The following is a 14,708-nucleotide window of genomic DNA, read 5'->3' as shown; positions in this document are numbered from 1 at the left end:
CTCCGTGGCCACCCTCCGTCCCGCTGAGCCCGCCGACGTGCCCGCCATCCTCGAGCTCATCCGCGAGCTCGCGGCCTACGAGCGGGAGCCGGACGCCGTCAAGAACACCGTCGAGGCGCTCACGGAACAGCTCTTCGGCGAGAACCCGGCGATCTTCGCGCATGTGGTCGAGGACGTCGGGAGTGACGGCAAGGCTCCGGGGGCCGACGGCGCGCAGGGCTCGCCGAGGATCGCGGGCTTCGCCCTGTGGTTCCTCAACTACTCGACGTGGGAGGGCACGCACGGGATCTACCTCGAGGACCTCTACGTCCGCCCCGAGGCCCGCGGCCTCGGTTATGGCAAGGCGCTCCTGCAGGAGCTCGCCCGCATCGCCGTCGCGCGCGGGTACGCCCGGGTCGAGTGGAGCGTCCTGAAGTGGAACGAGCCCTCGATCGGCTTCTACCGGGGCCTCGGCGCGCACCCGATGGAGGAGTGGGACACCTTCCGGCTCACCGGCGACGCGCTCGCGGACTTCGGCTCCCCCGCATGAACGGCGCCCCCGGGCACCGCGTCCTCGGCCGCCACGAGTTCCGGGGCCTGCGCACGGCTGAGCACGTCTTCCGGCTCCCGCTGGACCACGGGCGCCCCGACGGGGAGCACCTCGAGGTCTTCGCCCGCGAGTACAGCTCCGCCGCGCACCCGCCGTCGGCCGTCGAGCGGCTGCCCTGGCTCGTGTTCCTGCAGGGCGGCCCGGGAGGCCGCGGCAACCGCGTGACGGGCCTGAGCGGGTGGATGAAGGAGGCCGCACGGGACTTCCGCATCCTCATGCTCGACCAGCGCGGCACAGGCCTCTCCACGCCGGCGGACCGCATGACCCTCCCCATGCGGGGCGGCCCCGCAGAGCAGGCGGCCTACCTCGCGCACTTCCGCGCCGATTCGATCGTGCTCGACTGCGAGGCCATCCGGCGCGCCCTCGGCTCCGGCCCCTGGACCGTCTTCGGGCAGAGCTACGGCGGCTTCTGCACGCTCACCTACCTCTCGCTCGCGCCGCAGGGCCTGCGCCGGGCCATCATCACGGGCGGGCTCGCCCCGCTCGACGCGACGGCCGACGACGTCTACCGGGCCACGTACGCGCGCGTCGCCGAGCGCAACGAGCAGTACTTCGGCTGGTACCCCGGCGACCGCGCGGCGGTGACCGCCGTCGTCGAGCATCTGCGCGAGCACGACGAGCGGCTCCCGAGCGGCGAGCGCCTGACTCCCGAGCGGTTCCAGCTCGTCGGGGGCCTCCTCGGCGGGAACACGCGCGTGGACCAGCTGCACTACCTTCTCGAGGACGCCTTCACACGCGGCCTGGACGGGCCGCGGCTCTCGGATGCCTTCCTGGCCCAGGTCCACCAGCTAGTGACCCGCGCCCCGAACCCGCTGTACGCGCTCCTGCACGAGTCGATCTACGCCCAGGGCGCGGCCACGGGTTGGGCTGCCTGGCGGGTCCTCGAGGAGTTCCCCGCGTTCCGGCCGGACGCGGAGGCCCCGCTCCTGCTCGGCGAGATGATCATGCCGTGGTACTTCGAGCAGGACCCGGCCCTTGTGCCGCTCGCCGACACCGCCGAGGCGTTAGCCGCCAAGGGCGACTGGGGCCCGCTCTACGACCCCGGGCGGCTCGCCCTCAACGACGTCCCTGTGGCCGCTGCCGTCTACCGCGACGACATCTTCGTGGACCGTCGCCTGTCATTGGATACCGCCCGGCGGGTCCGCGGGCTCGCCGTCTGGGAGACCGCGGACTTCCACCACGACGGCATCGCGGACGACGGCGAGGGCATCTTCGCGCGGCTCCTCGCCATGGCGGACGGGGAGCGCGGGGCGCTCCCTGTCGCCGGTCCGGGCCACGTCGGCGGCTGAACCTGGCGATCTCCTCCGGCCGTCGCGAGAAGTGTCGGACCCCCGTGATGGGGTGGGGCTATGGAGGAATTCCGGGAGGGGACGAACGACGGCGGGCGGCCGCCGTCGAGCGCTCCCGACGAGCCCTGGTGGGTGAAGGAACCCGAGCCGGTCCCAGACGAGGCCGGGGAGTGGGCTGGCAGGGACTACCCGGCGTACCTCGACGACCCCGCCTCGGATCCCGGCCGGGCCGACTACGAGTGCCGGGACTGGGAGGCCGAGGAGGAGGACGCCGAGGGCGGCCCCGTGATCCTCCATCCGGCGGCGGCCGCTGCCCGCAGACGGCAGCGTTCTATCGAGGCGCTGATGGCGGGCCTGGCCGGCGCCGACGCGGCCGAGGCACAGCTGCACGCCTGCGGGTCCTCATGGTCCGCGGGATCGCGAACCTCCTCGGGGCGGACGCGCCGGGCGCGCTCGAGCGCTCCCAGGCCCCGTCCCTGACGGCGGCCGAGATCGCCGCCGAGCGCTCCCTCCCCCCGCGGGCCGCAAGGGCGCTCGTGGCCGAGGCCCTGGAGATGACGGCGCCCGAGGCCGCCCCCGTGCTCACCGCGCTGCAGCAGGGCCGGCTGGACCGGCCCCGGGCCCAGACCATCCTGCGCTCCGCCGCCCCCGTCCCCGCGGCCGACGTCGCGGGGTTCCTCGAGCGCGCCGTCGCCCTCGCCGCCCCCGCCGGCGAGCCCGCCGGCGGCCCGGCCCAGCCCGCGGCCCAGGGCCCGGAGCGGCCCTCCGTGCCCGCGCTCTCGAGGGCGCTGCGGCGCATGGCCGAGGAGCACAGCGCCCAGACCCTCACCACCAGGGCCCGGCAGGCCCGGGAACATCGCCGGGTCGACCTCGAGCCCGGCGACGACGGCATGTGCCACCTCTGGGCCTACCTCCCGCTGGAGGCCGGCGCCGCCATCGACGCCCGGCTCCAGGCCGCCGCCCGAGCCCAGGCATCCCCCCAGGACCCCCGCACCACCGCGCAGCGCCGCGCCGACGCCCTCACCGACATCCTCCTCGCCCCGACCGACGGCTCCTCGGCTGATGGCTCCCCGGCTGCCGGCGCCCCAACCGGCGGCTCGCCCCGCGGTGGAGTCCGCATGGAGATCGTCGTGACCGTCCCCGCCACGACGCTCGTCCCCCAGCCGCTCCCAGCCGATCGCCGAGCCGGCGGGCCGGGCTTGGCCGAGCCAGCGAACTCGGAACCGGGCGACGAATCCGCAGCCTGCCCGGAAGAGGGCCCCACCAGCGAACTCGCCGACAGCCCCTCCGGCGAACTCGCCGACAGCCCCTCCGACGGCCCGGCCGTCGAGCTCGCCGCGGCCGGCCTGGCCTTCGGCGACGCACCCGGCGAGATCCTCGGCTACGGCCCCATCGACGCGGCCACCGCCCGCCGCCTGGCCGCCCAGGCCGACACCTGGCTGCGGATCCTCACCCACCCACAGACCGGCACCCCGCTCGCCCTCGGACGAACCCGCTACACCCCGCCCCCGGCGCTGCGGCGCTTCCTCGCCGCAAGGGACACCGGATGCCGCTTCCCCGCCTGCGACCGCACCCACCCCCACACCGAGGCCGACCACACCCATGAATGGTCCCACGGCGGCACCACAGACGCCGCCAACCTCGCCCTCCTGTGCTCGGAGCACCACCGGTTCAAAACCCTCGGACACTGGACCGCCTCCCAGCCCGGCACCGACGGGACGATCGCCTGGACCTCACCCCTTGGCCGCACCCACATCACGACGCCCGGTCTGCCCCGCCCGCCCGAAAGGCCGCCCGAGACATCGCTGCCCGAGTCGCCGCCTGAGGAATCGCCGCCGCCGTTCTGACACACTCGCACGACTGACCGTGTTGCCTGAGCTCGCTAGGCCTGAGCTCGCTACGAGCGAGCTCGCTACGCCCGAGCCCGCTATGCCCGAGCTATGCCTGAACCCTGCTGGGTCCCCGGGTGATGGCAGCCGCCAGGAGGACGGCGACGCTCAGGAGGCCCGCAATGGCGGCAAGTCCGGGATAGCCGACGAGCGCCATGGCGATTCCCGACAGTGCGCCGCCCGAGGCCCCGGCGAGGCCCATCGCGGTGTCGGTCACACCCTGGGCTTCGACCCGGTTTGCCTCCGCGACGCTCTCGGCCAGAAGCGCAGAGCCGGAGATCGTCGCAGCCGACCATCCCAGGCCCAGCAGGACGAGCCCGACCGTCACGGCCGCCGCGCTCCCGGCCCCGACGGCCGCGATGGCAACCGCGGCGAGCAGGAGCCCGTGGCCGCCGGCGAGGACGGTGCGGCGGCCGAGGCGGTCCGAGAGCCAACCCATGAGGGGCGAGAGCGCGAACATGCCGGCGATGTGGAGCGAGATCGTGAAGCCGATGAGGGCAAAGGAGTCAGTGCTGACGTGTCCCTCGTGGCCATGCCCGGCCGCCGAGACGCTCCCGACAGTCAACTGCTGGAGGTGGAGCGGGGTCATCGACATGATGGCGACCATGACCCCATGCGCCGCGACGATCGCGGCCACGGCCAGCCCCGCCCCCGGGGAGGAGCGGATGGCCCGCAGCCCGCGGCCCAGAACGGCGCCCCGCGGGGGCGATGGCGTCGAAGCGACGGCCGGGGCGGGCACGACGGCCGTGGGATCCGTCACCGGGGTGGGATCCGTCACCGGGGTGGGATCCGTCACCGGGGCCGGGGCGGCCGCAGGCCCGGGGGCGAGTTCGGCGGCTGGCCCGGGCGCGGCCATCGGAGTCCGGCGGGCCTCGAGGAGCGGGTCCGGCCGGAGCCCGACGGCGAGGAGGACGGCGGCGATGACCATGCCCGTGACCGAGATGACGAACGGCCCCGCGGACTCCGGCAGGCCGAGGGCCTGGCCGAGGACCGCGCCGGGCTTGATGAGATTCGGGCCAGCGACGGCCCCGAGCGTGATGGACCAGACGACGAGCGAGAGGTCGCGCCCGCGGTGCGCCGGGTCGGCGAGGTCCACGGCCGCGAAGCGGGACTGGAGATTCACGGCCGTCCCGACGCCGAGCAGCGCGCCGCCGACCAGCAGGAGGGCGAGGGAGGAGGCCATGGTCGAGAGGACGATGAAGAGCGAGCCGGCCGCCGCGGCGGTCAGGCCAGTGACGAGGGCCGGGCGCCGACCCCGGACCGACGCGTAGCCGCTGAGCGGGAGCGCCGCGACCGCCGCCGAAAGAGTGAGCACCGTCGTCACGGCCCCGGCCCACGCCTCGGACCCGCCGAACTCGACGGCCAGGAGCGAGCCGATCGCGAGCGTCGCGCCGTTGCCCATGCCGCTGAGCAGCTGCGCGATGGAGAGCACCGCGACGGTGCGGCGCTGGATGCGCCGCCGCGCGCCGTCGACCGCCAGGACGGCGGAGTCGGAGTCCAGCCCCTCCCCGGCAGCTGCTCCGTCTCTGGCAGCGGCGCGACCCGTGGACAGGTCCCCGGCCTCGGCGGGGCCGACGACGGCCTGCGGCTCGCGCCGCTGTTCCGGCTCAGGCATGCCCGGCGGCCTGCATCTGGCGGAGCTCCTTCTTGAGGTCGGCGACCTCGTCCCTCAGCCGGGCGGCGAGCTCGAACTGGAGCTCGGCCGCGGCGCCGTGCATCTGCTCGGTGAGCTGCTCGATGAGGCCGAGGAGGTCCTCGGCGGGGGCGGCGGCGAGGCCTTCCTTCCGGACGGCCGCCTGCCCGGCCCCGGCAGCCTTCGCCGCCGAATAGCCGCGCTTGCCTTTGCCGTACTCGAACTGCTTGACGAGCTTTGCCGTGTCCTGGTCCTCGCGCGCGAGCTGGTCGGTGATGTCGGCGATCCGCTTGCGCAGCGGCTGGGGGTCGACGCCGTGCTCGCGGTTGAAGGCGATCTGGATCTCGCGGCGCCGGTTGGTCTCGTCGATGGCCTGGGCCATCGAGTCGGTGACCTTGTCCGCGTACATGTGCACTTGCCCGGAGACGTTGCGCGCCGCGCGTCCGATCGTCTGGATGAGCGACGTCGAGGAACGCAGGAAGCCCTCCTTGTCCGCGTCGAGGATGCTCACGAGCGAGACCTCGGGCAGGTCCAGGCCCTCGCGCAGGAGGTTGATCCCGACGAGGACGTCGAAGACGCCGAGGCGCAGCTCGCGCAGGAGCTCGACGCGGCGCAGCGTGTCGACGTCCGAGTGCAGGTACTGGACCTTCACGCCATGGCCCATGAGGTACTCCGTGAGGTCCTCGGCCATGCGCTTCGTGAGCGTCGTGACGAGGACGCGCTCGTCCCGCTCGACCCGGTCCCGGATCTCGCCGAGGAGGTCGTCGATCTGGCCCTTGGTCGGCTTGACAACGACCTCGGGGTCCACGAGCCCGGTGGGCCGGATGATCTGCTGCACCACGCCGTCGGACTTCCCGAGCTCGTACTTGCCCGGCGTCGCCGAGAGGTAGATGGTCTGCCCGATCCGCTCGAGGAACTCGTCCCACTTGAGCGGGCGGTTATCCATCGCAGAGGGCAGGCGGAAGCCGTGCTCGACGAGCGTGCGCTTGCGCGACATGTCGCCCTCGTACATCGAGCCGATCTGGGGCACGGTCACATGCGACTCGTCGATGACGAGGAGGAAGTCGTCCGGGAAGTAGTCCAGGAGGCAGTGCGGGGCGGTGCCGGCGCCGCGGCCGTCGATGTGGCGCGAGTAGTTCTCGATCCCGTTGCAGAAGCCCATCTGCTGCATCATCTCGAGGTCGTACGTCGTGCGCATCCGCAGGCGCTGGGCCTCGACGAGCTTGTTCTGCGACTCGAGGGTCTCGAGCCGCTCGGCGAGCTCGTCCTCGATGGCCTTGATGGCCTTGGCCATGCGCTCGGGGCCGGCGATGTAGTGGCTCGCGGGGAAGACGTACATCTCGGTCTCCTCGCGGATCACCTCACCCGTGACCGGGTGCAGGGTGTGGATCGACTCGATCTCGTCGCCGAAGAACTCGATCCGCAGGGCGAGCTCCTCGTACATCGGGATGATCTCGACCGTGTCGCCGCGGACCCGGAACGTGCCGCGGTGGAAGTCGACGTCGTTGCGCACGTACTGCATCGAGACGAACTTCCGCAGGAGCGCGTCCCGGTCGAGCTCCATGCCCTGCCGGAGGGTGACCATCCCGGCGACGTACTCCTCGGGCGTGCCGAGGCCGTAGATGCACGAGACGGTCGCGACGACGACGACGTCGCGCCGGGTCAGGAGCGCGTTGGTCGCGGAGTGCCGCAGCCGTTCGACTTCCTCGTTGATGGAGGAGTCCTTCTCGATGAAGGTGTCCGTCTGCGGGACGTAGGCCTCGGGCTGGTAGTAGTCGTAGTAGGAGACGAAGTACTCGACGGCGTTGTTCGGCAGCAGCTCGCGGAACTCGTTGGCGAGCTGCGCGGCAAGCGTCTTGTTCTGCACCATCACGAGCGTGGGCCGCTGGAGCTTCTCGATGACCCACGCAGTCGTGGCGCTCTTGCCCGTGCCGGTTGCGCCGAGGAGGACGACGTCCTTCTCACCATTCGTGATGCGTTCCGCGATCTCCGCGATCGCCGTGGGCTGGTCCCCCGCCGGCTGGTACTCGCTGACCACCTTGAAGGGGGCGACGACGCGGTTGATCTCCTGCGCAAGGCTCATGGAACCAATCTACGCCCGGCTGCGGACAGGTCGTGTCCGTGTCTGGGCCTAGCCCGAGTCCCTGGTGCCCGCAGTGCGCGCTGCCGCCGGGACGAGCACCCCGTGCCAGAGGCGGTCGACGGCGTCGCGCAGCTCCCCGAGCGTCCCGGCATTCTCGATGACGTGGTCCGCCGCGGCGAGCCGCTCCTCGCGGGTGGCCTGGGCGGCCATGCGCGCGCGGGCCTCGTCCTCGGACAGGCCGCTCCGCCGGCGAAGGCGCTCGACGCGCACCTCGTCCGGGGCGTCCACGACGAGGACGAGGTCGAAGTTCCCCGCCTGGCCCGTCTCGACGAGCAGCGGGATGTCCTGCACGACGACGGCGCGCGGGTCCGCGACATCGGCGGCGGCGACGAGCTCGGCCGCGCGGGCCCGGACGCGGGGGTGGACGATCGCGTTGAGCTCCGCGCGCCGCGCGGGGTCCGCGAAGACGACGGCGCCGAGCGCCGCCCGGTCCAGCCCGCCGTCGTCCGCGATGACGTCCGGGCCGAACGCTGCGGCGACCGCCGCGAGCCCCTCCGAGCCCGGGGCGACGGCCTCGCGGGCCAGCACGTCCGCGTCGATGAGGACCGCGCCCAGCTCGGCGAGCCGGCGCGCCACCTCGGACTTCCCGGATCCGATCCCGCCCGTCAGACCAACTCTCAGCACGGGCCCAGCCTAGCGCCCGCCTAGACTTGCCCGGTGACCGATTCCCCGCGCCGCGCTGTATCCTCCGGCCGCGACACTCCCCCGAGCCGCCCTGTCTCCCCCAGCCACGCAGTGCGCTACACGACTGTCGACGGCGAGCACCGCCACGAGCTCGAGGTCAAGCGGTCCCGCTTCATCACCGTCCTGCGCCGGGTCGAGACCGAGGACGACGCCCGCGCCCTCGTGGCGGAGCTCCGGCGAGAGTTCCACGACGCGCGGCACCACTGCAGCGCCTTCGTCCTCGGCCCCGACCGCGGGACCCAGCGCAGCAGCGACGACGGCGAGCCCGCCGGCACCGCAGGCATCCCCATGCTCGAGGCCCTCCTCAAGCGCGAGACGCACGACGGCGTCGCGGACCTGAGCGACGTGGCCGCCGTGGTCGTGAGGTACTTCGGCGGGATCCTGCTCGGCGCCGGCGGGCTCGTCCGTGCGTACTCCGAGTCCGTCTCCTCGGCCCTCGCCGCGGCCCCGCTCGTGCGCCGCGACCGGCTCCGGATCCTCGGCGTCGAGGCCCCGCACGCGGGCGCCGGGCGGCTCGAGAACGATCTCCGCTCGGCCGGCGTCGAGGTCCTCGGCACCGACTACGGGCCGCAGGCGGCGCTCCTGCGGATCGCGATCGAGGACGGGGACGCCCCGGCGGCCGCGTTCGCGGAGCGGCTAGCGGGCCTCACGGGAGGGGCGGGAAACGCCGTCGTCCTCGGGACGGAGTGGGTGGACCTGAGGTGAGCCCCGAAGCATGACCTCAGGCGCGCGAAAGGGGCGGGCCCTGCGGTGCAGGACCCGCCCCTTTCAGGCGATCAGTCGGCCGGGCTGTCAGTCGAGGGGACTGTCAGCCGGCCAGGCCGGGATCAGTTGCCCGTGAGCTTCTCGCGCAGGGCGGCGAGGGCCTCGTCGGACGCGAGCGTTCCGGCCTCGGTGGCCGGGGCCTCCGAGGAGTAGGTCGTCGGCAGCGCCTCGTGGCCGGACGCAGCGGCGGCGTCGTCGGCGAGGTGCTGGGCGACCTGCTTCTTGTGCGCCTCCCAGCGGGACTGGGCGTCGGCGTACTGCTGCTCCCACGCGGCGCGCTGCGCCTCGTAGCCCTCGAGCCACTCGTTGGACTCCGGGTCGAAGCCCTCCGGGTACTTGTAGTTGCCCTCCTCGTCGTACTCCGCGGCCATGCCGTAGAGCGCCGGGTCGAACTCGGTCGAGTCCGGGTCCACGCCCTCGTTGGCCTGCTTGAGCGACAGGGAGATGCGGCGGCGCTCGAGGTCGATGTCGATGACCTTGACGAAGAGCTCGTCGCCGACGGAGACGACCTGCTCGGCGAGGTCCACGTGGCGGACCGCGAGCTCCGAGATGTGCACGAGGCCCTCGATGCCGTCCTCGACGCGGACGAACGCGCCGAACGGAACGAGCTTGGTGACCTTGCCCGGGACGACCTGGCCGAGCGCGTGGGTGCGCGCGAAGGTCTGCCACGGGTCCTCCTGCGTCGCCTTGAGCGAGAGGGAGACGCGCTCGCGGTCGAGATCGACCTCGAGAACCTCGACCGTGACCTCCTGGCCGACCTCGACGACCTCGGACGGGTGGTCGATGTGCTTCCAGGACAGCTCGGAGACGTGGACGAGGCCGTCGACGCCGCCGAGGTCCACGAACGCACCGAAGTTGACGATCGAGGAGACGACGCCCGGGCGGACCTGGCCCTTCTCGAGCTTGTTGAGGAAGGACGAGCGGACCTCGGACTGGGTCTGCTCGAGCCACGCACGGCGGGACAGGACCACGTTGTTGCGGTTCTTGTCGAGCTCGATGATCTTGGCCTCGATCTTCTGGCCGATGTACGGCGCGAGATCGCGGACGCGGCGCATCTCGACGAGCGAGGCCGGGAGGAAGCCGCGGAGGCCGATGTCGAGGATGAGGCCACCCTTGACCACCTCGATGACGGTGCCGGTGACGACGCCGTCCTCCTCCTTGATCTTCTCGATGTCGCCCCACGCGCGCTCGTACTGGGCACGCTTCTTGGAGAGGATCAGGCGGCCTTCCTTGTCCTCCTTGGTGAGGACGAGGGCTTCGACCTGATCGCCGACGGCGACAACCTCGCCCGGGTCGACGTCGTGCTTGATGGAGAGCTCGCGGGACGGGATGACACCCTCGGTCTTGTACCCGATGTCGAGCAGGACCTCGTCGCGGTCGACCTTGACGACGGTGCCCTCAACGAGGTCCCCGTCGTTGAAGTACTTGATGGTGGCGTCGACTGCGGCGAGGAAGTCCTCGGCCGTGCCGATGTCGTTGATGGCGACCTGCGGCGTAGCGGACGTCGAGGTGGAGGTGATGGTCATGTAGTAGGGGCTCCGATGTGGATAGTTGGTCGGTCAGCCAGTCCCCCGAGCCCGCGGCTCAGCCGCGCAGGAGTCTGCCTGAGTGTGGATTGTGTCGTGCACGCGCGTACTACGCGCCCGACCAGTCTAGTCGCGGCCCGCAATGCCGGTCAAAAGCATCAGAAGTGCGTCAGGCAGTGCGCGGGTCGCTCGACGGCGAAGAGCCGCAGGGCCGAGAGCGCCGCCCCCGGACGGAGCTCGGTGAACCGGCCGGCCGCGGCGAGGGTCACGGGGCTGACCCCGCCGCAGTACACCGAGGACAGGTCCGCGACGTCGAGCCGGGCGTCGGCCTCGGCCGTCTCCCCGGGCGAGAGCCGGGCGACCCGCGCCCTGCCGCCCTGGACGGCGAGGCGGAAGGTTCCCGAGGCCAGGCTCAGCGGGTCGGTGACGGTCAGGACGAGCTCGCCGTCGGCGTCGTAGGCCCGCGCGGCGAGGGCCGACTCGACGTCGAGGATCCGCAGCCACAGCATGTCCTGCGCCGCCTTCGCCGCGACGCAGCGCGGGTCCTCGAGCGCCCACACGAGCGGATCGTCGGCCGGGGCCTCGCGCCATACGACGCGCTCGACGAGGTCGAGCGCGCCGAGGAACTCCCACAGCCCGAGGTACGCGGCGTGCGTAGCGGCGACGAGGTCCTTGACCTCGACCGTGTACGGCTGGCTGTCCCAGCCGCGGAAAGAGTAGGCGACGTAGCCGTCCGCCTGTCCGTCGGGGCCGATGTGCAGGGCGGCCCGCAGCGCCGGGTCCGGCCCGCCGTCGTGCGAGAACCGGCCGGCCGCGGCGAGCCGGTAGCGGTCGTGCCGGTCGATCGAGCCCGGGGTGAGCCGGTGGACGCGGGCGAAGATCCGCGGCCCCAGGTCGAGCAGGGCGGAGGGCTCCGCCGCCTCGACGTGCCCCTCGGGCGCCGCGGACAGGGCGAAGCGCCGGGTCGTGTCCACTGTGACCGTGCGCTCCGAGGTGGCCACGCCGAAGCCGAAGCGGCGGTAGATGCTGCCCTCGGAGGCCGTGAGCGCGGCGACGGGCACGCCGTCGGCCTTCGCCCGGGCGAGGTCCGCGCTCAGGAGCCGGCGCAGGAGGCCGCGCCGGCGGTGGCTCGTCCGGACTGTCACCGCGGTGATGAGGTGCGCCGGGACGAGCTTGCCGAAGCCAGTGTTGAGGGTCTTGCGCATCGTCGCGAACGTGGCCACGGGGATGTGCTCGCCGAGCGTCCCCGCCGGCACGGGCCCGCGGGCGTAGACGCCGGTGAGCTCCCGCTCGTCGGCGGCGTACATGGCGGCCACGGCGTCGAGGTAGGAGTCGTCGCGGGCCTTGTCGTAGAAGCCGGCCCCGACCGCACGCAGCCAGTCCCGCGTCGCGCCGTGGCCCTCCTGCCCCGGGAGGCCCGGCGCGAAGCGGCGCAGGATGTAGGCGCCGTCGTCGAACGGCTCGCCCGCGTCGAACCGCTCGCCCTCGGCCTCCGGCGCGGCCGTGCTATCGGATCCGGTCAATGCCCCGCCTCGTTCCAGGTCCGGCCGACGCCGATCTGGACGTCGAGCGGGACGGTGAGCTCCGCCGCGGAGCCCATCTGCTCGGCCACGAGGGCGCGCACGCGCTCCTCCTCCCCCGGGGCGACCTCGACGACGAGCTCGTCATGGATCTGCAGCAGGAGCCGGGAGGCGAGGCCCTGCTCGCGCAGCTGCCCCTCGACGCCGAGCATGGCCCGCTTGATGATGTCCGCCGCGGAGCCCTGGATGGGCGAGTTCAGGGCGATGCGCTCGGCCAGCTCGCGGTGGACCCGGTTGGGGCTCGTGAGGTCCGGGAGGTAGCGGCGGCGCCCGAAGATCGTGGAGGTGTAGCCGTCCTGGCGGGCCTGCTCGACGACGCCGCGGAGGTAGTCGCGCACCCCGCCGAAGCGGTCGAAGTAGTCCTTCATGAGGGTGCGCGCCTCGTCGACCGAGATCTCGAGCTGCTTGGAGAGCCCGAACGAGGTGAGCCCGTAGGCGAGGCCGTAGGACATGGCCTTGACCTTCGAGCGCATCTCGGCCGTGACGTCCGCGGGCTCGACGTGGAAGATCCTCGAGCCGACGAAGCGGTGCAGGTCCTCGCCCTCGCTGTAGGCCTGGATGAGGCCCTCGTCGCCCGAGAGGTGCGCCATGATGCGCATCTCGATCTGCGAGTAGTCCGCGGACAGGAGCGACTCGTAGCCCTCTCCTGCGATGAACACGTCGCGGACCCGCCGGCCCTCCTCGGAGCGGATGGGGATGTTCTGGAGGTTCGGGTTGTTGGAGGACAGGCGCCCGGTCGCGGCGATCGTCTGGGCGTAGGTCGTGTGGATGCGGCCGTCGGACGAGACCGACCTCTGCAGCGTCTCGACCATCTGGCGCAGCTTGCTCGACTCGCGGTGGGCCATGAGGCCCGCGAGGAACGGGTGGCCCGTCCGGTCGAGGAGGTCCTTGAGCGAGGCGGCGTCGGTGGTGTAGCCGGTCTTGATCTTCTTCGTCTTGGGCAGGCCGAGCTCGTCGAAGAGGACCGCCTGGAGCTGCTTGGGCGAGCCGAGGTTCACCTCGCGGCCGATCGCGGCGTACGCCTGCTGGGCCGCGGCCTCGCTCGCGGCGCCGAGCTGGTCCATGAGGCTCGCGATGTGCCCGGTGTCGACGGCGATGCCGGTCCACTCCATGTCCAGGAGAACGCGCGAGAGCGGGAGCTCGAGGTCCCCGAGCAGGCCCGCGGCTCCGCGCTCGGCGAGGGCCGGGGCGAGGTGCGCGTGCAGGGCGTGCACGACGGCGGCCTCCTTCACGAGCGCCCCGGCCGCGGCGTCGCCGCCGTCGAGGTCGAGGGCGAGCTGGCCGGTCGCAGGCTGGCCAGCCCCGAGGTCCACGCCGAGGTGGTGCTGGGCGAGGTCGGCGAGGGCGTAGGAGCGGCGATCGGGCTCGGCGAGGTAGCCGGAGACCGAGACGTCGTCGACCACGCCGGCGACCTCGGCGCCCGCCGCGCGGAGCGCCTTCGCGGCCTCCTTGTAGTCGTGCATGGCCTTGGGCACGGCGGGGTCCGCGAGCCACTCCGCGAGCGGGGCGGGGACCGCGCCGTCGAGCGGGAGGACGACGGCGGCGTCGTGCGTCGCGAGGGCGATCGCCTCGGCGGTGGGCCGCGGGGACGCGCCCGAGGCGCGCAGGGCCACAGCCACGGGCGCCGCGCCCCCTGCGCCGTCAGTGCCTGCCGCGCCGGCTGCACCCGTCGTCAGCGCCGACAGCGCCGCCGCGAGCTCGGCGTCGTCTGCCGGGACCGTGTGCTGCGGCACCTCGAAGACGTCCTCGGGGGCGTCCGCCGCGTTCATCGCGAAGATCTCGTAGACGCGCGTGCGGAGGGTCTTGAACTCGAGCTCGTCGAAGAGCGACTCGACGGCCGCCCGCTCGGGGCGCGGCTCCGCGAGGTCCTCGAGCGTGAGCGGCAGCTCGAGGTCCGTCAGGAGCCGGTTGAGCTTGCGGTTCCGCTCGACCGACTCGAGGTTCTCCCGGAGCGATTCGCCCGCCTTGCCCTTGATCTCGGCCGCGTGAGCCAGGACGCCCTCGACGCCGTCGTACTGCGCGATCCACTTCGCGGCCGTCTTGGGCCCGACGCCGGGCACGCCCGGCAGGTTGTCGGCTGACTCGCCGACGAGGGCCGCGAGGTCGGGGTAGCGGGACGGCGGGACGAAGTACTTCTCCTCGATCGCGGCCGCGTCCATGCGGGGCAGGTCGGAGACGCCCTTGCGCGGGTACAGCACGGTGACGTCGTCGTTGACGAGCTGGAAGGTGTCCCGGTCGCCCGAGACGAGCAGGACCTCGAAGCCGGCGGCGGAGCCCTGGGCGGCGAGCGTCGCGAGGATGTCGTCCGCCTCGTGGCCCGGCAGCTCGAGGGTCCGGATGCCCAGGGCGGCCATGACCTTCTTGATGTAGTCGATCTGGCCCGCAAACTCCTGCGGGGTGGCGTTGCGGCCGGCCTTGTACTCGCTGTACTCGGTCCTGCGGTGGGTCGTCTCATCGCTCACGTCGAAGGCGACGGCGACGTGGGTGGGCTTCTGGTCCCGGATGAGGTTGATGAGCATGGACGTGAAGCCGTGCACGGCGTTGGTGTGCTGGCCCTCGGAGTTCTGGAAGCTCTCCGCGGGCAGCGCGAAGAACGCCCGGAACGCCATC

Annotated in this window: 11 protein-coding genes; 5 read left to right on the top strand and 6 right to left on the bottom strand. The window is 72.7% G+C overall.

Annotated elements, in window-relative coordinates:
• Positions 1-4 precede the first annotated feature (4 nt).
• Genes ACUYMY_RS08260 through ACUYMY_RS08245 form a run of 4 tightly spaced genes read left to right on the top strand, consistent with a single transcriptional unit; the run spans position 5 to position 3,725 of the window.
• Positions 5-529 (top strand): N-acetyltransferase family protein, encoded by a 525-nt coding sequence (locus ACUYMY_RS08260; RefSeq protein ID WP_481705008.1) that lies wholly within the window; start codon positions 5-7, stop codon positions 527-529.
• On the top strand, positions 526-1,878 hold the full coding sequence (locus ACUYMY_RS08255; protein ID WP_481703104.1) for an alpha/beta fold hydrolase: 1,353 nt from the start codon (positions 526-528) through the stop codon (positions 1,876-1,878). The genes ACUYMY_RS08260 and ACUYMY_RS08255 overlap by 4 nt, the downstream gene beginning before the upstream one ends.
• 60 nt (positions 1,879-1,938) lie before the next feature.
• Positions 1,939-2,358 (top strand): hypothetical protein, encoded by a 420-nt coding sequence (locus tag ACUYMY_RS08250; RefSeq protein WP_481703103.1) that lies wholly within the window; start codon positions 1,939-1,941, stop codon positions 2,356-2,358.
• Positions 2,283-3,725 (top strand): HNH endonuclease, encoded by a 1,443-nt coding sequence (locus ACUYMY_RS08245; RefSeq protein WP_481703102.1) that lies wholly within the window; start codon positions 2,283-2,285, stop codon positions 3,723-3,725. The genes ACUYMY_RS08250 and ACUYMY_RS08245 overlap by 76 nt, the downstream gene beginning before the upstream one ends.
• A gap of 91 nt (positions 3,726-3,816) precedes the next feature.
• Here ACUYMY_RS08245 and ACUYMY_RS08240 read toward each other — a convergent pair whose 3' ends face one another.
• Genes ACUYMY_RS08240 through coaE form a run of 3 tightly spaced genes read right to left on the bottom strand, consistent with a single transcriptional unit; the run spans position 3,817 to position 8,167 of the window.
• Positions 3,817-5,382, bottom strand: a complete 1,566-nt coding sequence (locus ACUYMY_RS08240) for an MFS transporter (protein WP_481703101.1) — start codon at positions 5,380-5,382, stop codon at positions 3,817-3,819.
• A complete protein-coding gene (gene uvrB / locus ACUYMY_RS08235) occupies positions 5,375-7,483 on the bottom strand; it encodes an excinuclease ABC subunit UvrB (RefSeq protein WP_481703100.1) in 2,109 nt (702 codons plus the stop codon). The genes ACUYMY_RS08240 and uvrB overlap by 8 nt, the downstream gene beginning before the upstream one ends.
• 48 nt (positions 7,484-7,531) lie before the next feature.
• Complete coding sequence (coaE, locus tag ACUYMY_RS08230; protein ID WP_481703099.1) at positions 7,532-8,167, bottom strand: dephospho-CoA kinase; 636 nt, start codon at positions 8,165-8,167, stop codon at positions 7,532-7,534.
• Positions 8,168-8,278: 111 nt separating this feature from the next.
• On the opposite strand from coaE, the gene ACUYMY_RS08225 reads away from it, so the two are divergent.
• A complete protein-coding gene (locus tag ACUYMY_RS08225; protein WP_481705007.1) occupies positions 8,279-8,932 on the top strand; it encodes an IMPACT family protein in 654 nt (217 codons plus the stop codon).
• 122 nt (positions 8,933-9,054) lie between these two features.
• On the opposite strand, the gene rpsA is transcribed toward ACUYMY_RS08225, so the two are convergent.
• From rpsA to polA, 3 genes are all read right to left on the bottom strand, one after another.
• Positions 9,055-10,518, bottom strand: coding sequence for a 30S ribosomal protein S1 (rpsA, locus tag ACUYMY_RS08220; RefSeq protein ID WP_481703098.1), 1,464 nt, complete (start codon positions 10,516-10,518; stop codon positions 9,055-9,057).
• Between the two features lie 158 nt (positions 10,519-10,676).
• Positions 10,677-12,041, bottom strand: coding sequence for a GNAT family N-acetyltransferase (locus tag ACUYMY_RS08215; protein WP_481703097.1), 1,365 nt, complete (start codon positions 12,039-12,041; stop codon positions 10,677-10,679).
• The gene (gene polA / locus ACUYMY_RS08210; RefSeq protein WP_481705006.1) at positions 12,038-14,707 is read right to left on the bottom strand and encodes a DNA polymerase I; all 2,670 of its coding nucleotides are present in this window, start codon (positions 14,705-14,707) and stop codon (positions 12,038-12,040) included. The genes ACUYMY_RS08215 and polA overlap by 4 nt, the downstream gene beginning before the upstream one ends.
• Position 14,708 lies beyond the last annotated feature (1 nt).

The organism is Sinomonas sp. T428B, assembly GCF_056780155.1.
The sequence above is the reverse complement of the archived record's forward strand: the minus strand, read 5'-3'. Positions and strand labels throughout refer to the sequence as shown.